General features: G+C 64.0%; 16 protein-coding genes. 8 read left to right on the forward strand and 8 right to left on the reverse strand.

Annotation, left to right across the window (positions count from 1 at the left end):
• The 4 genes from ACW9IB_RS00090 to ACW9IB_RS00105 form a co-directional block, all read right to left on the reverse strand.
• Complete coding sequence (locus tag ACW9IB_RS00090; RefSeq protein WP_457364282.1) at window positions 1–1,077, reverse strand: LLM class flavin-dependent oxidoreductase; 1,077 nt, start codon at window positions 1,075–1,077, stop codon at window positions 1–3.
• An 18-nt stretch (window positions 1,078–1,095) separates the two neighbouring features.
• Window positions 1,096–2,607 (reverse strand): aldehyde dehydrogenase, encoded by a 1,512-nt coding sequence (locus tag ACW9IB_RS00095; RefSeq protein WP_457364283.1) that lies wholly within the window; start codon window positions 2,605–2,607, stop codon window positions 1,096–1,098.
• A gap of 18 nt (window positions 2,608–2,625) precedes the next feature.
• The gene (locus tag ACW9IB_RS00100) at window positions 2,626–3,573 is read right to left on the reverse strand and encodes a flavin reductase family protein (RefSeq protein WP_457411678.1); all 948 of its coding nucleotides are present in this window, start codon (window positions 3,571–3,573) and stop codon (window positions 2,626–2,628) included.
• A gap of 135 nt (window positions 3,574–3,708) precedes the next feature.
• The gene (locus ACW9IB_RS00105) at window positions 3,709–4,302 is read right to left on the reverse strand and encodes an amino acid synthesis family protein (RefSeq protein ID WP_457411681.1); all 594 of its coding nucleotides are present in this window, start codon (window positions 4,300–4,302) and stop codon (window positions 3,709–3,711) included.
• 188 nt (window positions 4,303–4,490) lie between these two features.
• Here ACW9IB_RS00105 and ACW9IB_RS00110 point away from each other — a divergent pair, with 188 nt between their 5' ends.
• The 3 genes from ACW9IB_RS00110 (at window position 4,491) to ACW9IB_RS00120 (ending at window position 8,456) form a co-directional block, all read left to right on the forward strand.
• A complete protein-coding gene (locus ACW9IB_RS00110; RefSeq protein WP_457411684.1) occupies window positions 4,491–6,251 on the forward strand; it encodes a helix-turn-helix domain-containing protein in 1,761 nt (586 codons plus the stop codon).
• Between the two features lie 193 nt (window positions 6,252–6,444).
• Window positions 6,445–7,398 carry a PDR/VanB family oxidoreductase gene (locus ACW9IB_RS00115; RefSeq protein WP_457411687.1) on the forward strand — a complete coding sequence of 318 codons (954 nt, stop codon included), beginning with the start codon at window positions 6,445–6,447 and terminating at the stop codon, window positions 7,396–7,398.
• Window positions 7,399–7,409: 11 nt separating this feature from the next.
• On the forward strand, window positions 7,410–8,456 hold the full coding sequence (locus ACW9IB_RS00120) for an aromatic ring-hydroxylating dioxygenase subunit alpha (RefSeq protein WP_457411689.1): 1,047 nt from the start codon (window positions 7,410–7,412) through the stop codon (window positions 8,454–8,456).
• Here ACW9IB_RS00120 and ACW9IB_RS00125 read toward each other — a convergent pair.
• A complete protein-coding gene (locus ACW9IB_RS00125; RefSeq protein ID WP_457364291.1) occupies window positions 8,453–9,097 on the reverse strand; it encodes a TetR family transcriptional regulator in 645 nt (214 codons plus the stop codon). The genes ACW9IB_RS00120 and ACW9IB_RS00125 overlap by 4 nt on opposite strands.
• A 112-nt stretch (window positions 9,098–9,209) precedes the next feature.
• Here ACW9IB_RS00125 and ACW9IB_RS00130 point away from each other — a divergent pair, with 112 nt between their 5' ends.
• Genes ACW9IB_RS00130 through ACW9IB_RS00140 form a run of 3 tightly spaced genes read left to right on the forward strand, consistent with a single transcriptional unit; the run spans window position 9,210 to window position 11,971 of the window.
• Window positions 9,210–9,866 carry an O-methyltransferase gene (locus ACW9IB_RS00130; RefSeq protein ID WP_457364292.1) on the forward strand — a complete coding sequence of 219 codons (657 nt, stop codon included), beginning with the start codon at window positions 9,210–9,212 and terminating at the stop codon, window positions 9,864–9,866.
• Between the two features lie 25 nt (window positions 9,867–9,891).
• The gene (locus ACW9IB_RS00135; RefSeq protein ID WP_457411690.1) at window positions 9,892–10,758 is read left to right on the forward strand and encodes an SDR family oxidoreductase; all 867 of its coding nucleotides are present in this window, start codon (window positions 9,892–9,894) and stop codon (window positions 10,756–10,758) included.
• A gap of 13 nt (window positions 10,759–10,771) precedes the next feature.
• Window positions 10,772–11,971 carry an arabinose transporter gene (locus ACW9IB_RS00140; RefSeq protein ID WP_457364294.1) on the forward strand — a complete coding sequence of 400 codons (1,200 nt, stop codon included), beginning with the start codon at window positions 10,772–10,774 and terminating at the stop codon, window positions 11,969–11,971.
• On the opposite strand, the gene ACW9IB_RS00145 is transcribed toward ACW9IB_RS00140, so the two are convergent.
• Window positions 11,968–12,588, reverse strand: a complete 621-nt coding sequence (locus ACW9IB_RS00145; RefSeq protein WP_457411692.1) for a LysE family translocator — start codon at window positions 12,586–12,588, stop codon at window positions 11,968–11,970. The genes ACW9IB_RS00140 and ACW9IB_RS00145 overlap by 4 nt on opposite strands.
• Window positions 12,589–12,722: 134 nt before the next feature.
• Here ACW9IB_RS00145 and ACW9IB_RS00150 point away from each other — a divergent pair, with 134 nt between their 5' ends.
• Window positions 12,723–14,921, forward strand: coding sequence for an OsmC domain/YcaO domain-containing protein (locus ACW9IB_RS00150; protein ID WP_457364296.1), 2,199 nt, complete (start codon window positions 12,723–12,725; stop codon window positions 14,919–14,921).
• A gap of 184 nt (window positions 14,922–15,105) precedes the next feature.
• Here the strand turns inward: ACW9IB_RS00150 and ACW9IB_RS00155 are convergent, their stop codons facing one another.
• Window positions 15,106–16,272 (reverse strand): cystathionine gamma-synthase, encoded by a 1,167-nt coding sequence (locus tag ACW9IB_RS00155; protein WP_457411694.1) that lies wholly within the window; start codon window positions 16,270–16,272, stop codon window positions 15,106–15,108.
• Entirely contained in the window at window positions 16,269–17,645 is a 1,377-nt protein-coding gene (locus tag ACW9IB_RS00160; protein ID WP_457364298.1) for a pyridoxal-phosphate dependent enzyme, read from the reverse strand. The genes ACW9IB_RS00155 and ACW9IB_RS00160 overlap by 4 nt, the downstream gene beginning before the upstream one ends.
• Before the next feature lie 263 nt (window positions 17,646–17,908).
• Here ACW9IB_RS00160 and atzF point away from each other — a divergent pair, with 263 nt between their 5' ends.
• Complete coding sequence (atzF, locus tag ACW9IB_RS00165; RefSeq protein ID WP_457411696.1) at window positions 17,909–19,705, forward strand: allophanate hydrolase; 1,797 nt, start codon at window positions 17,909–17,911, stop codon at window positions 19,703–19,705.
• Window position 19,706 lies beyond the last annotated feature (1 nt).

Consider the following 19,706-nt stretch of genomic DNA (forward strand, 5'->3'; position numbering starts at 1 on the left):
TTATCCCGTCACCGTTTCGCGACGCTTGGCGCGCTCGCGTTCGGCGAACACCGGCATCACTTCGTCGATGAACAGGCGCAGGGTCTGTTTTTGCAGCTCGAACGGCAGGTTGAAGGTCAGGCCCAGGCAATACTGGTCGACGCCGGCGGCTTCGTAGTCGAGCAGCTTGGCGATGATCTCGTCCGGGGTGCCGAACATCAGGTTGCGCCGGATGTTTTCCGGGTTGTAGTTCTCCTTGCCGCGCACCGCTTCGAACGGTACCGGTTCGGGGAAACCGTTGTGCACGGTGCCGACGTTCTGCATCAGGTTTTCGAAGGCGCGGCCAAAGTCCATGCTGTGTTGCACCGGCACTTGCCAATCGTCGGCGTTCGCGTAGACGCAGGTACGGCGCTGCATCATGAAACGTGGACGCGGCACGTGGGGGTTGTCGGCCACGGCCTTGTTGAATTTCTCGCCCAGCACGGCGATTTCCGCCGCGGGCATCGACAACGGCGTGGAGAGAATATTGGCGCCGATGCCCACCGCCCAGTCGAAGGTGCCCGGGTCGCGCGCAGCCACCCAGATACGTGGGTGGTCCTTTTGCAAGGGCTTGGGTACCGCGGCGGTCAGCGGGAATTTCCAGTAGTGGCCGTCATGGGCGTAGTCACCGGCCCAGAGTTTCTGCACCGCCGGCACCAGCTCCTTCATGTAGCCGACGCCTTCCTGCTGTTGCAGGCCCGGGGTCATGCGGTCGAATTCGTACTGATAGGAGCCTCGGGCGATGCCGAACTCCAGGCGGCCTTTGGTCAGGTGGTCGCACAACGCGGCTTCGCCGGCCAGGCGGATCGGGTGCCAGTAGGCCGCCGCGATGGTCGCGGTGCCCAGGCGAATGCGTTCGGTGTGCTGGCCGAGCCAGGTCAGGGTCTGGAACGGGTTGGGCGCAATGGTGCATTCGAGGGTGTGGTGTTCGGACGTCCACAGGGTTTCGAAACCGCCCTCATCGGCGATCTTCGCCAACTCCAACAGGTTGGCCATGACGGTCTGCATCGGCACGTCCGGGGAGAAACGTTCCATGCTCAGGGATACGGCAAATTTCATGTGAGGCTCCTTGAATAATCAGCGCAGGCGGATGACGAACGGGTCCTGCATCTCGCCGGAATAGTCGATGACCACGTTCTTGGCGCGGGAGAACTCGCGCATCACATCAAAGCCGCCGCGTCGCCCGTAGCCGCTCTGCTTGAAGCCGCCGTTGGCCGACATGTAGGCCGAGCTGCGGTAGGTGTTGATCCACACCGTGCCGGCGTCGATCTGGTTGGCAAAACGCAGGGCGCGGTCGATGTTCTGGGTCCAGATGCCCGAGGCCAGGCCGTAGGAGGTGTCGTTGGCCAGGCTGATCATCTGGGCTTCGGAACTGAACGGCATGACCCCCACCACCGGCCCGAACAATTCGTCGCGCATGAACGGCATGTCGTTGCTGGCGTTGGCCATCACCGTCGGTTCGAAGTACCAGCCTTCACTCAGGTGTGCGGCGCTCGGGCGCTTGCCACCGATGGCGGCCTGGGCGCCTTGCTGGAGGCCGCTGGCGATGTAGCCTTCGATCTTCTGCAATTGGGCCTGCAAGGCCAGCGGGCCGATGTCGGTGTTGGCTTCCATCGGATGCCCGACGGTGATGCGCTGGGTGCGCGCCACCAGCGCTTCGACGAACGGCTTATAGATCGAGGCCTCGACAAAGCACCGCGAACCGGCCACGCAGCTTTGCCCGGCGGCGGCGAAGATGCCGGACACGACACCGTTGACCGCCTTCTCGATGTCCACGTCGGCAAACACCACATGGGGCGACTTGCCGCCCAGTTCCATCTGGCACGGCACCAGGTTGTTCGCCGCGTTGCCGGCGATGCGGCGCCCGGTGTCGGTGCTGCCGGTGAACACGTATTTGGCGATGTCCGGGTGACGGGTCAGCGCTTCGCCGGTGACCGCGCCGTTGCCGGTGACCACGTTGACCACCCCGGCAGGGAAGCCGGCTTCGATGATCAGCTCGGCCAGGGCCAGGGTCGAGGCGCTGGCATGTTCCGAAGGTTTGATCACCACCGTGTTGCCGATGGCCAGGCACGGCGCAAGGGTGCCGGTGAGTAGCATCAGCGGCGAGTTCCATGGCGTGATCATGCCCACCACACCCAGCGGTTCGCGGCTGCTGTAGTTGAGCTGGTTGAGTTTGTTCACCGGGATCACGTCGCCCTGCAGCTTGTCGGCCATGCCGGCGAAGTAGGTATAGGCGTCGGGCAGGGCGCTCATCTGCGCGCTCATCTCCCGCAGAAGCTTGCCGTTGTCGCGGGTTTCCAGCAGGGCCAGCTCTTCGGCGTGTTCGGCCACCAGTTGGGCCAGGCGGTAGAGCAACTTGCCGCGTGCGGTGGGCGTCATGTTGCGCCACTGCGGGTCATGGAAAGTGCGCTTGGCCGAGGCCACCGCGCGGCCCACATCGCCAGCATCGCCCTGGGCGAACTGGTACCAGGATTGACCGGTGGTGGGGTCGAAGCTGTCGACATAAGTGCCGTTCTCGGGCGCGACGAAGCGGCCGTCGATAAACAGGTTGAGACGATTGCCCTCAAGGGCGCTGACCGTGGTTTTCATGCAAGTGTCCTGTGTGGATCAAAGCGGGGCGTTTTCGAGCATCGCGATGCGGCCGCTGGCGGCGGAACCGGTGTAGATGCCGAACTGCTGGTTTTCGCGTTCGCGGGCGTAGCGGCGCACCACCGAACGCAGTTCGTTGACGGGCATCTGTTCGATGGGCAGCTCGTCCAGCGGGAAGAAGCGCAGGGTGTCGGGCAGTTCGCCGTCCAGTGCGCCGAGTTGGGCGCGGTAGATCAGAAAGCCCGGGTCGGTGTCGTCGACATCGAACACCGAGTACAAAAAGGTCGACTCCAGTTCAACCGGCAACGCGCTGGTCCCGGCGTCGATAAAACCTTTGCGCTTGCCGGCCACCGGCAGCGTCCAGCCGCCCTTGCCGTCGGCGCGGAACAGGATCGCGCCGTCGGTTTCGATCAGGTAACCGATGATCATCTTGTGCGAGTCCAGCCAGCTGGCGGGCAGCGGGTCCTGGATATTCGCGTAGCGCCCCCGGCAGAAACACAGGGGCAGCTTGGGGCTGGTGCCGAAGGCGCGGACCTGGCCGATCAGCACCAGGTGATCGCCGGCGTCGATGCGCTGGTGCACGGAGCAGTCGAACCAGGTGAGGCTGTCGGTGAGGATCGGCGCGCCGGTGTGTACGGTGTCGTGGTTGACCGTGTGGAACTTGTCCGGCGACTTGGAGGCAAAGGTGCCGGAGACGTCGACCTGGCCTTCGTGCAGCAGGTTGACGGCAAACTGTTCGCTGGTGGCGAAGGCGTCGTGGCTGGCGGCGGATTTGCCGACACACACCAGCAACAGCGGTGGATCGAGGGACACCGAGGTGAACGAATTGGCAGTCATGCCCCGGGGGTTGCCTTCGGCGTCATGGGTGGTGATCACGGTCACGCCGGTCACGAACGTGCCGAACGCCTGGCGCAAGGCTCCTGGGTCGACGGCTGCAACGTTGGCGCTGATCTCGGTGCTCGGCATCGGAGTGCTCCTGTTATTAGGTGTTGAGGCAAGCCTACGGGCGAGTGGCGCCGTGGGCTTGCGTCGAAAAACCGGAATTGTGCGGCCGGTTTTGCTGGGGTTCGCGCTAATCCCTGTGGCTGGGCCGGTTTTTGTTTAAGACTTCTCCGCCTCCATCTCTGCCATGTCCTGGTAGCGATCCGCGATGCGCGGGTGGGCGCGGGAGCCGTCGGAGGCGCCGATGGCGATCAGCACTTCGTCCGGGCCCGGGGCGTCGGCCACCTGGAAGTTGGCGGTGAGGAAGTGCGAGCGCTTGCCGGTCTCGCTCTTGTGCACCATCGGCAGGGCGAGCAGGGCGCCCGGGGCGTTGCGGGTGTTGGTGAAGCTCAGGTAGGCGGTGCCTTCCACCGCTTCGCGGAACAGGTTGCCGAAACGCAGGGTGTGGATCAGGCCCGAGGCGTGTTCGATCTCGCCATTCACACCGACGGCGGCGGCCTTGCCAAAGGCTTCGACCTTGCCACCCGGCATCAGGGCGATCAGGCGGCGGGTCATTTCGTGGCCCAGGCCCGGGGCCAGACGCAGGATTTCGGGGCGCAGGTTTTCGACGAAGCCCTGGCCGGCCCAGGGGTTTTTCAGGATAGCGGCCACCACGATCAGCGTGATGGGTTGGCCGGCTTCCTTGCCCCCTTCGATAAAGGTTTCCTCGATGAAGGTGCAGTACTTCCTGACGCCCAGATTGTCCAGATTCATGATGAGGTGTCGCCCTTGTTGTGGTTGGTTTTGCCCAAGGCTAGGGGCAAAGGCAAAACCCGTCTTCCTGCGGTTCGGCGGATAAATGCGCTGGACATTGCTAGGAAGTGGAGCAAGTATAAGGCGGGCCGGGCAGGCACCTTGGCTGTCATGATCCCCACGTTCAGGTGAGCGTCTTGAATCGAGAAATGCAGATACTGTCGCTGCGCGACGTGGCCAGTCAGATCAACTCGGGCGGCGACTTGCAGTCGATGCTGCACCAACTGGTGTACGCCAGCTGCCGCCACACGCACTGGACCATGAGTTCGATCATGGCCATCGACATGGACGCAGGCTTTGGCCATGTGATCGCCCGGCACGACCCGACCCTGGTGCAGCGGCCGTTGGTGGACAGTTGGGAGTTGTCCTCCAGCCCGGTAATGACCGCCTTGCAGCGCAACGAGCCGGTGTTCATCCATGACGTGCGCGATTGCGAATACCCGGGCTACCGGCGTGATTCGGTGGAGCGTGATTACCGCACGGTGATGGTGATGCCGATGAACTGCACCGACTTCGAAGGCCGGCCCATGGTGCTCAGCGTGATCTCGCGCACGCTGATGGCCGCCTCCGAAGAAGACCGGGTATTCCTCGGCATGATCATTCACCTGGGGGCCATCGCCGTGGAGCGCCAGCGTCAGCTGGAAACCCAGCGCCGCGCCGCCGAACGCATGCAACAGGCGCTGCACGTGCACACCTCGATGCTGGAACACGTATTGGGCGGGGGCTCGGTGACGTCGCTGTCGTTGATGGTCGGCAACCAGTTACCCAACCCGGTGATCGCCGTGGACTTCACCGCCAACCAGGTGGTGGCGGGGCGTTCACCCGACACCACGTTGTTCGACGACGCCGCCTGGCAAAGCGCCGTTGCCGGTGTGTTGAGCGTGCAGATCACCCAGGCTGCCCAGGACAGCTTGCGCAGTGCGCTGCGCAACACCGTCAATCTGTTCCTGGATGACGGCCAGCGCCAGTTCACCTTGCGGGCGCAGATCGAGCCGCTGATGGTCGACCATGAGCTGGTGGGCGCGCTGGTGCTGTTTCCGGTGGCGGCGCCGGTCAACGAGCTGGATTTGCTGATGCTGGAAAGCGCCAAGTTCGCCCTGAGCGTGCAGATGATGCGCAGCTTTATCCGCTTTCGCTTCGAGACCCGCACCCAGACCGAACTGCTGTTCGAAGTGCTGGAAGGCCGCTGGCGCGACGCCGAGGATATCCAGCAACGCGCCCGGCGCCTGGGCATCGGCTTCAACAGCGCACAGCAGATGCTCATCATCGACTACGGCAGCAAGGCCCGCGAAGCGCGGAACCTGCACCACAACGTGGCGCGCATCCTCACCCGTGCGGCGATCCCGGCCACGGTGATCAGCGTCGACAACGGCCTGGTCTGCCTGGTCCCGGCCGAAGAACCGAACGGTCGCGAACGCCGGGCCAAGGTCAAGCGCCAGATCGCCGATGACCTGGCCCATTACCTGGGCGGCGAACCGCTGCTGTTGGCCAGTGGCGTGTGCAAGGTGCTGGACGACTATCCCGTGGCCTGGGAGCGCTGCCGCCGGTTGCTCGACATTGCCCGTTCGTTCGGGCGCAGCGGGCCGATTTCCGACCAGGACTTCGGCCCGATCCCGATCTTCGTCGCGGCCGTGGGCGGTGAAGACATCCGCACCTTCGTCAACGAAAGCGTGGGCGCCATGCTGGAACACGACCGCAAACACCAGACGCCGTACCTGGAAACCCTGACCGCCTACCTGCGCGAAAGCTGCCGCAGCCAGGCTTGCGCGGATGCGATGGGGGTGCATGTGACCACCCTGCGCTACCGCCTGGCGCGGATCCAGGAATTGTTCGGCATCGACGTGGAAACGCCGGAACGCCGCTTTGCCACCGAGCTGGCGATTCACTTGCAGCGGGTTATCGACAGTTGATCGACGCCCGGGAAAACCGCGCAGGCAAGTATCAATCTGAACAGCTTGCGCAGCAGGACGACGTGGAAAAAGACTGGCGGGCATTGTCGCGGCCATAAGCAGATCAAATAGATTGAATCACCAATGCTTATTTTTTTTATGGGAAATCACGGGGGAGAATCGGCGCAACAATAAAAAAACGACAGGTCCTTCCATGTCCGATCTACCTCTGCAACTACGCATTGCCCGGCGCCAGGACGAAGCCGAGGGCATCATCTCGCTGGAGCTTGTGGACCCCAACGGCGACTGCCTGCCGCCATTCGAGGCGGGGGCGCATATCGAGGTCCGGGTGGCGCCCGGTCTTGTACGTCACTACTCACTGTGCGGTTCACCCGAAGACCTGGTGCGCTACCGTTTGGGCATCTTGCGCGAGCCGGCTTCCCGGGGCGGTTCGGCGCAGATTCATGGGCAGTTTCACGAAGGGCGGTTGGTGGAAGTGACGGCGCCGCGCAACCAGTTCCGACTGGTGGAGAACGCCGGGCATTCGTTGTTGCTGGGCGGCGGTATCGGTATCACGCCGATCCTGGCGATGGCCTGGCGATTGCAAACGCTGGGGGCGTCGTTCGAGGTGCATTATTGCGTGCGCAGCGAGGCCCGTGCGGCGTTCCTCAATGTGCTCAAGGACGCGCCGTTCGCCGACTGTGTGACCTTGCACGTGGATGACCTCGGCCAGCGCGTGGACCTGCGCGCCTTGTTGCAAGGGCCCGATCCGCAGCGGCATGTGTACGTGTGCGGTCCGGCGGGTTTCATGGATGCCACCCTCGACACTGCACGCGGCCTCGGCTGGGCCGCGCAGAACCTGCATTACGAATATTTCGCCGCGCAGCTCGACACCGAAGGCGCCGCCTTCACCCTTCATGCCGAACGCTCCGGCCTCACCCTGCGAGTGCCGCCGGACCGTAGCATCGCCCAGGTGCTGCAAGCCGCGGGCGTGGAGGTGCCGCTGTCCTGCGAGCAAGGCGTATGCGGCACCTGCCTGACCCGGGTGCTGGACGGCATTCCGGACCACCGTGACCTGTTCCTCACCGACGACGAAAAAGCCGCCAACGACCAGATGCTGCTGTGCTGCTCCCGCGCCCACAGTGCGAGCCTGCGCCTGGATATCTGAAGGAGATGCCCATGAGTTTTCTACGCAATTGCTGGTACATCGCCGGTTGGGCCGATGAGTTGATCGAAGGCCAACTGCTGCCGCGCACGCTGCTCGACGAAAAGATCGTGATGTTCCGCGACAGCCACGGCGCCTTGCAGGCGTTGCAGGACCGTTGCCCGCACCGCTTCGTGCCGCTGCACCTGGGGCGCCTGGAAAATGACCGCATTCAATGCGCCTACCACGGCCTGAGTTTCGATTGCAGCGGCGCTTGCGTGCACAACCCCCACGGCAACGGCGCGATCCCGGCGGCGGCGCGGGTGCGGGTCTATCCGATGCAGGAGCGGCACGGGTTCGCCTGGATCTGGATGGGTGACCCGGCGTTGGCCGACGCGGCCCTGATCACCGACTTCAGCCCGGTGGACCCGGGCACCGCGTACATCGGAAAGAGTTACCTGCACGTGAAAGCCAATTACGTGTTGGAGACGGACAATATCCTCGACCTCAGCCATATCGAATTCCTGCACGGCAATTCCCTGGGCAGTGCGGCCGTGGCACAGGGCGTGATCGAGGTGGAGCAGCATGGCGACACCGTGCATTCCAAACGCACCACCCACAATGAACAGCTCACCCCCGAGCTTGAACGCCTGCGCGGTGTGCCCGCCGGCCAGCGCGTGGATCGCTGGCTGGATGTGCGCTGGAATGCGCCGTCGAACATGCTGCTCAACAGTGGCTACACCTTCAGTGGCGCGCCGCGTGAGCAAGGCAAGTCGGTGTACGTGGCCCATGTGTTCACCCCGGAGACCGCGTCCACCACCCACTACTGGTTCGGCATTGCGTTTCCCAAGAGCCTGGGCGAAGAGGGGCGGCGTCTGGCCGAAGACAATATCCAATGGCTGAGCCAGCCGTTCACCACCGAAGACATGCCGATGCTGCAAGCCCAGCAGGCGGTGATCGGCGACCAGGACTTCTGGGCGCTCAAACCGGTGTTATTGGCCAGCGATGGCGGGGCGGTGCGGGCGCGACGCCTGCTGGAAAAAATGATCAGGCATGAGCAGGCCGGCCTGCCCAGCGCTTAATCCTGGGGCGGGGACGCGTTCAGCGCCTGTGCATAGGCGCTGAACATGTCGGCCATGGCATCGGCATACACCGCGATCTCTTCGGGGGTTCGAGGGCTGATGGAAAAATCCTTGCCCACCGAACTGAGCGTGTTGAGGATCAAGTCGCAGGCCAGCGCGCGAACCGGCGGCGTTGCCTCGGGTAGCAACTCGAGCATGAAGCGCTCGAATGCCTGTTGTCCCGCCGCGCGCACCTCGACGGCCTCGGGGGCGTCGCGATACAGCGGCGCGGAATCGTGCAGGGCGCCGCGCATCTGCGCTTCCTCGCATTCCGAGCGGATGAATGCATGCACCAGCGTGCGCAGGCGCTCCAGGGGCGGGGTGTCATGCCGTTCCAGAATGTCGCGCAGCATCTGGGTAGTTTCCTGCCACTCATCGCTCTGCAAGCGGAACAGGATCGCCGCCTTGTTCGGGAAGTACTGATACACCGAACCCACACTGACGCCCGCCTTCTCGGCCACCCGTGCGGTGGTGAAACGGGTGGCACCTTCCTTGGCCAAAACCTGAATAGCCGCCTCCAGAATCGCAGCCACCAGTTCCGCAGATCGGGCCTGCTGGGGCTGTTTGCGCGAGGAAATACGCGGGGTCTGGCGCGTGGTCATGGAGCGCTCCTGTTCTTGGGGCCAATGCGAATAGCGAATGCGACGAATCGCTCGCATACTTTTAATGCGACGAATTAGTCGCATCTTAATCCCAACCCCACGGAAATCAATCATGTCGAGCCTGACCACCGCGCCATTGGCGCCCCTGATCGAACGCCTCTACGCTCAAGCCAGCGCCGCCACCAGCCCGGTGCTGGGGTCGGTGTCCAACGAAGAACGCGAGCGCCTGATGCACAGCAAGACCGAATACCTGGAACTCTACGGCATGCTCAAGGATCTGTGGCTGCCGGTGTCCCGCGACACCGGCAAGCTGCTTTACCTGCTGGCGCGCAGCAGCAAGGCGCGGGCGATCGTCGAGTTCGGCACTTCGTTTGGCCTGTCGACCCTGCACTTGGCTGCCGCGCTGCGTGACAACGGCGGTGGCGTGCTGATCGGCAGTGAATTCGAACCCTCGAAAATCGCCCTGGCGCGCCAGCACTTCATCGAAGGCGGCGTCAGCGACCTGATCGAGATTCGCGAGGGCGATGCGCTGGTGTCCCTGGCCCGCGACCTGCCGGACAGCGTCGACCTGCTGTTGCTGGACGGCGCCAAGGCGCTGTATGGCGAGGTGCTGAGCCGGGTGGAACCGCACCTGCGGCCTGGCGCGCTGGTGGTGGCGGACAACACCGATTACTGCCCGGAATACCTGGCACATGTGCGCGCACCGGAAAACGGTTATCTGTCCGTGCCCTTTGCCGATGACATCGAGTTGTCGATACGTCTGCGCTGACGTTCACTCACCCAGGAGCAACCTTATGCACGTATTTGTCACCGGCGCCACCGGTTGGGTCGGCACCGAAGTGGTGAAAGACCTGATCGACGCCGGTTATCTGGTCACCGGTTTGGTCCGTTCCGACCCCAAGGCCCGTGTGCTTGAAGCCATGGGCGCCAAGGTGCTGCGCGCGACGCTGGACGATCTGGACACCTTGCGTCGCGCCGCCTGGACCGCCGACGCGGTGATTCACACGGCGTTCAACCATGATTTTTCGCGGTTCGCCGAAAACTGCGCGCAGGACCGTCGCGTGATCGAAGCCTTCGAAAGCGCGCTGAAGGGCTCGGATACGCCGCTGATCGTGACCTCCGGCTTGTCCGGCCTGACACGCGGCGCCACCGAAGCCGACCTGCCGGGCGCCGGCTCGCCGCGTCAATCGGAAGCCGCCGCCCGGGCCCTGGCCCAGCGCGGTATCCGTACGGCCACCGTGCGCCTGGCGCCCTCGGTGCATGGGTTGGGGGACCACGGCTTTTTGCCGATCCTGATTCGCCTGGCGCGGGAGACCGGCGTGTCCGCGTATCTCGGTGAGGGAGGCAATTGCTGGTCGGGCGTCTATCGTTGCGATGCCGCGCAGGTTTACCGCCGGGTGCTGGAAGACGGCCTGAGCCAGTCGGCCTACCACGCGGTGGCGGACGAGGCGGTGCCGTTCAAGGCCATCGCCGAGGTCATCGGCCGCCATCTGGGCGTGCCGGTGGAGTCGCGGCCACGGGAGCATTTTGGCTGGTTCGCCAACATGGCCGGGGCCGATATGGCGGTGTCCAGCGCCCAGACCCGCGAGGTACTGGGCTGGAACCCTGGCGGCCCGAGCTTGCTGAACGACCTTGATCAAAGCGGTTATTTCACTTTCTGAGCAGGAACTTTTCATGACACAACACACTACGCCTCGGGGCTCGGTCAGCAGCGTGTTGCTGACGTTGCTGCCGATCACCCTGGCGGTATTCGTCGGTTTTCTGATCATGGGCATGCAATTGCCGGTGCTGCCGTTGCACCTGCACCAGACCCTGGGCATGAGCCCGCTGGTGGTGGGTGTGGTGGTGGGCGCACAGTTCGCGGCGGCACTGCTGTCGCGGGGTTGGGCGGGCAATTTTGCCGACATGCGCGGGCCCAAGCGCGCCATGTTGATCGGCCTGCTGGTGGCGGCCAGCTCGGGCTTTCTGTACCTGGCATCGCTGGCGTTCGTCAGCTCGCCGGTGCTGTCGGTGTGGATCCTGCTCGCCGGGCGCGTGGTGCTGGCGCTGGGTGAAAGCCTGATCATCACCGGCTCCATGGGTTGGGGCATGGGCCTGGTGGGACCGCAGAACGCCGGTAAGGTGATGGCCTGGATCGGCATCGCGATCTACGCCGCATTCGCCCTGGGCGCGCCCTTGGGTGTGCTGTTCAATCGGGAGTGGGGCTTCAGCGGGATCGCACTCGGTACCTTGGGCATTCCACTGTTGGCCCTGGCGATCGTAGCCGGTGCCAAGGGTGTTGCGCCGACCAGTCAGCGGCGCATGTCGTTCTATCGGGTGCTCGGCGCGGTCTGGTTGCCGGGCCTGGGGCTGGCGTTTTCCAGCATTGGCTTTGGGGTGATCACAGCGTTCATGGCGTTGTTGTTCGCGGCCAAGGACTGGGACAACGCATCGTTTGCCTTCACGGCCTTTGGCCTGGCGTTTATCGGGGCGCGGATTTTCTTTGGGCATCTGCCGGACAAAATGGGCGGGGCGATTGTCGCGCTGGTCTGTGTGCTGATCGAGGCGGCGGGGCAGTTATTGATCTGGGGCGCGGGTTCGCCGTTGATGGCGTACGTGGGCGCGGCCTTGACCGGCTTCGGCTATTCGCTGGCGTTTCCCGGTTTTGGCGTGGAGGCGATCAAACGCGCGCCGCCGCAAACCCGTGGGCTGGCGATGGGCGCCTATGTGGCGTTCCTCGATATCGCGCTCGGCATCAGCAGCCCGCTGGCCGGTGCCTTGGCCGGCGCGGCGGGGGTGGAGTCGGTCTACCTGGCGGGTGCGGTGGCAGTGTTGCTGTCGGTGGGGGTGGCCTGGGTACTGCTGACCCGGGCGCCCCGGTTGCAGAGCGCCTAGCGTTTGCTCAGGGCCAGTCGCGCGGCGAACAGCACGAAGATCAGGCCGGTGGTGCGGTCCATCCACTGGATGACCTTTTCCCTGCGCAGGAACCGGGACAATGGCTGGGTCGCGCCGATCAGCGCCAGCGACCACACCAGGCCCAGCACCACGTGAATGCTCACCAGGCCGAAGGTCCAGGCGATCAGCGAATGGCCCTGGGGAATGAACTGCGGCAGGAACGACACGTAGAAAATCCCCACCTTGGGGTTGAGCACGTTGCCGAGCATGCCCTTGAGGAACCAGTTGCCGCTGGGTTTTTCATCCGCTTGCAACGGTGACAACGAACGGCGCGGACGCAGCAGCATGTTCAGGCCGAGCCAGGCCAGATAGGCCGCGCCGCAGTACTTCAAGAGGTTGTAGGCCAGCTCCGATACCGCAATCAACGCGCCCAGGCCAAAGGCCACCGCCGCCCCCCAGACCAGGCAACCCGCGTTGATCCCCAAGGTGGCCTGCAACGCCTGGCGCTTGCCCTCTACAGTGGCGGTCCGCAGGACCAGCGCGGTATCCAGCCCGGGAGTGAGGGTGAGCAGGGTGGCGGCGAAGGTGAAGGCGAGGAGGTTGTCGGTGATGGACATGGGGCGTTGTCTGCAAGGAAAGGTGGGTGAAACTTAGCACCGATCGGCAGCCCGGTCGCAAAACCCTGAGACTTCCCGGCGAAAATCTTCATAATGGCGGCCATTTCGTTTAGCCCGTTATTCTGGTGTGCCCCATGGAAATCAAGGTCAACTTTCTCGACAACCTGCGACTTGAAGCCAAGTTCGACGACTTCACGGTGATTGCCGACCAGCCTATCCGCTACAAGGGCGATGGCTCGGCGCCGGGGCCGTTCGACTATTTCCTGGCGTCGTCGGCATTGTGCGCGGCGTATTTCGTGAAGTTGTACTGCCAGACCCGCAACATTCCCACGGACAATATCCGGTTGTCGCAGAACAACATCGTCGACCCGGAGAACCGTTACAACCAGATTTTCAAGATCCAGGTGGAGTTGCCGGCGGACATTTCCGACAAGGACCGTCAAGGCATCCTGCGCTCCATCGACCGTTGCACCGTGAAGAAAGTGGTGCAGGCCGGTCCTGAATTCGTGATCGAAGAGGTGGAAAACCTTGACGCCGATGCCCAGGCGTTGCTGATGCCGAGCAGCACTTGCGAGGGCGGCACCTACATCGCCGGCAAGGACCTGCCGCTGGAGCAGACCATCGCCAATATGTCGGGCATCCTCGCCGGGCTGGGCATGAAGATCGAAATCGCCTCGTGGCGCAACATCGTGCCCAACGTCTGGTCGCTGCATATCCGCGATGCGCAGTCGCCGATGTGCTTCACCAACGGCAAGGGCGCGACCAAGGAAGGTGCGTTGGCCTCGGCCTTGGGCGAGTTCATCGAGCGCCTCAACTGCAACTTCTTCTACAACGATCAATTCTGGGGCGAGGAACTGGCCAATGCGCCGTTCGTGCATTACCCGGACGAGCGCTGGTTCCAGCCGGGCCCCAACGACGAGCTGCCCGCTGAAATTCTCGATGCCTACTGCCGCAAGGTCTACGACCGCGAAGGCGAATTGCGCGGTTCGCACCTGTACGACACCAACTCGGGCAATGAAGCGCGCGGCATCGTTTCGCTGCCGTTCGTGCGCCAGTCGGACGGTGAGGTGGTGTATTTCCCGTCGAACCTGATCGAAAACCTCTACCTCAGCAACGGCATGAGTGCCGGCAACACCCTGGCCGAAGCCCAGGTGCAGTGCCTGTCGGAGATTTTCGAGCGGGCGGTCAAGCGTGAAATCATCGAAGGCGAATTCGCGTTGCCTGACGTGCCGGCCGAGGTCCTGGCCAAGTACCCGGGCATCGTCGCCGGTATCGAGGGCCTGGAAGCCCAGGGTTTCCCGGTACTGGTCAAGGACGCCTCCCTGGGCGGCGAATTCCCGGTGATGTGCGTGACCTTGATGAACCCGCGCACCGGCGGGGTGTTCGCCTCGTTCGGTGCCCACCCGAGCTTCGAAGTGGCGCTGGAGCGCAGCCTCACCGAACTGCTGCAAGGTCGCAGCTTCGAAGGACTCAACGACTTACCGCAGCCGACGTTCGAAGCCCAGGCGGTGACCGAGCCGAACAACTTCGTCGAGCACTTCATCGACTCCAGCGGCGTGGTGTCGTGGCGCTTCTTCAGCGCCCAGTCGGACTATGAGTTCGTGGAGTGGGATTTCTCGGGGCAGGGCGAAGACTCCAATGCCGAAGAGGCCGCGACGCTGTTCGGCATTCTCGAAGGCATGGGCAAGGAGTCCTACATGGCGGTGTACGAGCATCTCGGCGCAACCGCTTGCCGCATCCTGGTGCCGGACTACTCGGAAATCTACCCGGTGGATGACCTGATCTGGGACAACACCAACAAAGCGCTGTTCTTCCGCGCCGATATCCTCAACCTGCACGCGCTCGATGAACAGGCCCTGCAAGCCTTGCTCGAGCGCCTGATCGAAAGCGAGCTGGACGACTACACCGACATCACTACGCTGATCGGCATCGAGTTCGACGACAACACCGTGTGGGGGCAGTTGACCATTCTGGAGCTGAAACTGCTGATCTTCCTGGCCTTGCAACAGTATGAAGAAGCCAAGGAATGCGTGGAGATGTTCTTGCAGTACAACGACAACACCGTTGAGCGCGGGCTGTTCTACCAGGCGCTGAACGCGGTGTTGGAGATGGAGTTGGACGACGACCTGGAACTGGCGGATTACGAAGCCAACTTCCGCCGGATGTTCGGCAATGAGCGGATGGACGCCGTGATCGGCTCGGTCGACGGCAGCGTGCGTTTCTACGGCCTGACCCCGACCAGCCTGAAACTGGAAGGCCTGGATCGCCATCAGCGCCTGATCGAGAGCTACAAGAAACTGCATGCGGCTCGCGCCAACATAACTCCAGCCTGACTCCAGCGAGAACGCAGTGGCAGGTTTGGGGCCGCTTCGCAGCCCAGCGCAGGACAAGCCTGCTCACCACAAGAGCTTGTGCATGACCGAGCCCCGGTAGACGCAAGCCTTTTTTTTTTGTAGTGAGCGAGCTTGCCTCGCGCCGGGCTGCGCAGCAGCCCCAACAGGGCCGCCGCGTTAGCCGCTAGATCCGTGCCAGCGCCTGGGCCAAATCCGCGCGTAAATCTTCCACGTCTTCAACCCCCACCGACAGCCGTACCAGCCCGTCGCCGATGCCCAATTGCGCCCGCGTGGCCGCCGGGATGCTGGCGTGGGTCATGATGGCCGGGTGTTCGATCAGGCTTTCGACGCCCCCCAGGCTTTCGGCCAGGGCGAAGATCTTCACGTTTTCCAGGAAGCGCGTGGCGCCGGCAAGGTCGCTGTTGAGGTCGACCGAAATCATCCCGCCAAACCCACGCATCTGCCGACGCGCCAGTTCATGCTGCGGGTGCGAAGCCAGGCCCGGATAGTAGACGCGCGACACTTGCGGTTGTTTCTCCAGCCAGGTGGCCAGGTCCAGGGCGTTGCTGCAATGACGCTCCATGCGCAGGGCCAGGGTTTTTACCCCGCGCAACGTCAGGAAGGCGTCGAACGGCCCGGCGATGGCGCCCACCGAGTTCTGCAGAAACCCGAGGCGTTCGGCCAGTTCCGGGTTGTGGCCGACGATGGCGATACCGCCGATCACATCGGAGTGGCCGTTAAGGTATTTGGTGGTCGAATGCACCACCACATCAAAACCCAGTTCCAAGGGGCGCTGGATCCACGGGCTGGCGAAAGTGTTGTCGGCCACGCAAATGATGCCGCGATCACGGCAGATGCGGGCGATGGCGCCGAGGTCGGTGAGGCTCAGCAGCGGGTTGCTGGGGGTCTCGACCCAGACCATGCGCGTGTCGTCTTGCAGCGACGCTTCAAAGGCTTGCAGGTCGCTCAGGTCGACGAAGCTGAAGCGGTGCCCGGCGCTGCGCTGCCGCACCTTGTCGAACAGGCGGAAGGTGCCGCCATACAGGTCATTGCCGGACACAATATGGGCGCCCGCGTCCAGCAGTTCCAACACCGTGGAAATCGCCGCCAGCCCGGACGCAAAGGCGAACGCCTGGCTGCCGCCTTCCAGGTCGGCCACGCAGCGTTCCAGGGCGAAACGCGTCGGGTTGTGGGAGCGGCCGTAGTCAAAGCCCTTGTGCACGCCGGGGCTGTCTTGCAGGTAGGTGGAGTTGGCGTAGATCGGCGGCATCAGCGCGCCCGTGGTTGGGTCGGGGGATTGCCCGGCATGGATCACACGGGTGGCAAACGCGCTGTTATCGGACTGACTCATGCAAGGGATCTCCGTAGGTGGTTGAGCAGGTCGACGCGGGTGATCAGGCCATGGAAGCCCGACGCGTCGGCAATGATGGCGACCAGGCCGCGATCCAGTTCTGCCTGGAGTTCAGCCAGGCTGGCGCCGGGGGCCAGGGTGTGCAGGGTGTCGGTCATGGCGCTGGCGACAATCATGGCGAAGTCCGCCGCATCGTGGTGCAGGCCCAGGAGGATGTCGGATTCATCGATCACCCCGACCAGCTCCTTGCCGTCCACCAGCACTGGTAATTGCGACACATCGGCCAGGCGCATGCGCTGGAAGGCGGTGAGCAACGTGTCGTCGGGGCTCACGCTGATCACGCGGCCATCTTCGAAGCGCCGCGCGATCACATCGCGCAGGTCGCCGTAGTGCTTGTACTGCAACAGCCCGGCTTCTTTCATCCACTGGTCGTTGTAGACCTTGGACAGGTAGCGCGTGCCGGTGTCGCACACGAACGTGACCACACGCTTGGGCTCGGTCTGTTCGCGGCAGTAACGCAGCGCGGCGGCGAGCAGGGTGCCGGTGGACGAGCCGCCCAGGATGCCTTCGGCGCGCAGCAATTGGCGGGCGTGGTCGAAGCTTTCTTCATCGCTGATGGAGTAGGCATGGCGCACGCTGGAAAGGTCGGCAATGGAGGGGATGAAGTCTTCACCGATGCCTTCCACCGCCCAGGAACCGGGGGTTTCCAGCTGGCCGCTGCGGCTGTATTCGGCCATCACCGAACCGACCGGATCGGCCAGGACCATCTCCAACTCAGGCTGTACGCGCTTGAAGAAGCGGGTGAGGCCGGTGAGGGTGCCGGCAGAACCGACGCCCACCACGATGGCGTCCACATCATGCTGGGTCTGCGCCCAGATTTCCGGAGCGGTGCTGGTTTCGTGGGCCAACGGGTTGGCCGGATTGTTGAACTGGTCGGCGAAGAATGAACCGGGAATGTCCTTGGCCAGGCGCGCGGCCACGTCCTGGTAATACTCGGGGTGGCCCTTGCCCACGTCGGAGCGGGTGATATGCACCTCGGCGCCCATGGCCTTCAGGTGCAACACTTTTTCCGTGGACATCTTGTCGGGCACCACCAGCACCACGCGGTAGCCCTTGGCCCGGCCGACCAGCGCCAGGCCCAGGCCGGTGTTGCCGGCGGTGGCTTCGATAATGGTGCCGCCGGGACGCAGGCGGCCATCCCGTTCGGCGGCATCGATCATGGCCAGGCCGATGCGGTCCTTGATGGAGCCGCCGGGGTTCTGGGATTCAAGCTTGAGAAACAAGGTGCAGGGGCCGGTATCGAAACGGCTGACACGAACCAGCGGCGTATTGCCGATCAGTTCGAGTACGGCGGGGCGGGAAAGCGTGGGCATGTCGTCACCTGGTTACGGAATGGGCACAGGGCGGGGCAGCGAATTTCACAGCATGGCTTGGAACATAGGCCGGTATCGCGCACCTCGCAACCGGTGGGTCCGATGAATGTCTTTTTTTGGCGCATGGGGCCGTCGCGGTGCGCCATCAGCGCGCAGGCTGTCGCCAGAAAGGGGGGCACAACCGCTCTGAGTCGGGGGTTCTGGAGGTTGGCCCGTGGTTTGCTAATGGTTATTCAAACTTGGATACAAGATGGGATTTCGCTATGCACAACATGATCGGCTGGACCCTGGGTGAGTGGCAGGCGGCGTACCGCAGCGGCACGCTCACACCCGATAGTCTGTTGACGTTGGCCGCGGGCTATCCCGCCGACGACAGCGCCTGGATCAGCCGCGCGCAGCCCAGGCAGTTGGCTGAACAACTGACACGCCTGGCCGAACGACTGGCGGCGGTGGGCGGCGATTTCACCCGGCTGCCGCTGTATGGCGTGCCCTTTGCCATCAAAGACAATATCGATGCCGCCGGTTGGGAAACCACGGCGGCTTGTCCCGAATTTGCCTACGTGCCCGCGTCGGATGCCACCGTGTTGGCCAAGCTGTGCGACGCGGGGGCCATTCTGATGGGCAAGACCAACCTCGACCAGTTCGCCACGGGTCTGGTGGGCACACGCTCGCCCTACGGTGCGGTGGGCAACAGCTTCGACGCGGATTACGTCAGCGGCGGTTCCAGTTCCGGCTCGGCCTCGGTGGTGGCGCGCGGGCTGGTGGCGTTTGCCCTGGGCACCGACACCGCAGGCTCTGGACGGGTGCCGGCCGGGTTCAACAATATCGTGGGCCTGAAGCCGACCAAGGGGCGTTTCTCCAACACCGGCCTGGTGCCGGCGTGTCGCACGGTGGATTGTGTGTCGATTTTTGCCCTCACGGTGGACGATGCCGCGACCGTGGCGCAGGTGGTGGAGGGCTACGACGCCACGGATGCCTATTCGCGTGCCAACCCCTACACCGCGCCGGTGGCGGTGGGTGCCGCCTTTACGCTGGCGATCCCTTCGGTGCTGGAGTTCTTTGGCGACACGCAGACCCAGGCGGTGTTCGAACAGGCGGTCGAGCGCTTCAAGGCGTTGGGCGCGCAGATCACTCCGGTGGATTTCAGCCCGTTCAAGGCACTGGCCGACCAGTTGTATTTCGGGCCTTGGGTGGCCGAACGCACCGTGGCACTGGAGCACATGCTGGAACACCAGCCCGGGGCGATCAACAAGGTGGTGCGCGGCATCGTTGACAGCGGCCGCCAGTACAGTGCCTGCGATGCCTACAAGGCCGAGTACCTGCGGGCCGAGTTGAGTCGACAGATCAACGACACGCTGAACGGTTTCGACGCGTTGCTGGTACCCACCTCGCCGACGATTCGCAGCCAGGCAGAGATGGCGCAGGAACCGGTGCGCTACAACTCGCAGTTCGGTTACTACACCAACTTCACCAACCTGGCGGATCTTTCGGCCCTGGCGCTACCCGCCGGGCTGCGCGCCGATGGCTTGCCCAGCGGCATCACCTTGCTCGCGCCGGCCTGGCACGACACGGCCCTGGCCCACTTGGGCAAGCGCTGGCAAGCCGGCCTCGACCTGCCCTTGGGCGCCACCGGACGAGCATTGCCGGCACCGCAGGCTGCCCCGCAAGCCAGCGGCAGCGTGCGCGTGGCCGTGGTGGGCGCGCACCTTACCGGCATGCCGCTGAACTTCCAGCTGACCCAACGCAACGCGGTATGGGTGGAACAAACCCGCACCGCCGACACCTACCGCCTGTACGCCTTGCCGGGCACGGTGCCGCCCAAACCGGGGCTGGCCAGGGCGGAAAGCGGCAGCTCGATCATCGTCGAGCTATGGGACATGCCCATCGCCCGCTTCGGTGAGTTCGTCGCCGAGATTCCCGCACCGTTGGGCATCGGTACGCTCACGCTGGCGGACGGGCGCAGCGTCAAAGGTTTCATCTGTGAGCCCTGGGCCCTGGCCGATGCCTTGGATATCACCGAGTTCGGCGGCTGGCGCGCCTATATCGCGAGCCGGAGTTGAG

The sequence above is a fragment of the Pseudomonas sp. SDO524_S393 genome (genome assembly GCF_054071875.1).